We start from the raw sequence: 255 nt of genomic DNA on the forward strand, positions 1-255 counted from the left end.
TGGGAAATTGATTTAATGATTGGGAAAATAACTAAAAATGAGTCTGTTATTTTAACACTTATCGAAAGAAAGACACGATTTATTATTATCAGAAAGTTAAAAGAAAAATCATCAGAATGTGTTAACAAGGCTTTAAAAAAGATATTTAAACAGTATGGTAAGAAATGGTTTAAAAGTATAACAGCAGATAATGGTTCAGAATTTTCACGATTAACAGAATTAGAAAGCTATTTAACCGCAGTATATTTTGCACAT

General features: G+C 26.7%; 1 protein-coding gene. It reads left to right on the top strand.

What is annotated here, in order from left to right; all coding sequences use genetic code 11:
• Positions 1–255: IS30 family transposase (locus tag E4T68_RS09120; RefSeq protein WP_135126085.1), on the top strand; the 255-nt coding region annotated here is incomplete at both ends.

It is taken from the genome of Granulicatella sp. WM01 (genome assembly GCF_004570605.1).
Taxonomy (GTDB): domain Bacteria; phylum Bacillota; class Bacilli; order Lactobacillales; family Aerococcaceae; genus WM01.